Source organism: Chryseobacterium sp. SIMBA_038 (assembly GCF_046535115.1).
In the GTDB taxonomy this organism is placed as follows: domain Bacteria; phylum Bacteroidota; class Bacteroidia; order Flavobacteriales; family Weeksellaceae; genus Chryseobacterium.
The window spans coordinates 1-260 of sequence record NZ_JAWRXH010000252.1; the positions used below are offsets into that span (position 1 = coordinate 1).

General features: G+C 53.8%; 1 protein-coding gene. It reads right to left on the minus strand.

The genetic code is table 11. The features are described 5' to 3' along the window. Positions 1–260: hypothetical protein (locus SB689_RS23450; RefSeq protein WP_410694451.1), on the minus strand; the 260-nt coding region annotated here is incomplete at both ends.

Here is a 260-nt window from a genome sequence, read left to right on the forward strand (position 1 = left end):
GGAATCGCGAACCGATCACCCATACCCATCAAATGCTCCATCTCAAACACAACGAATCGGTCGAGCGTGATGTTGTCCGACTCACCATCGAGCATGGCGTTGTTGCCGTCGAGCGAATATGGCTTGAGGGATTCCCGCATCTTCTCATCGGCAACTTGCCTAATGAAATGGGTCATCGACCGCTGATCCGCGTCCGCATCTGCGAGCTTCTTGAGGGCATTACGGATAGTCGTGCGATGCTCGGGCAACACCACAAACTT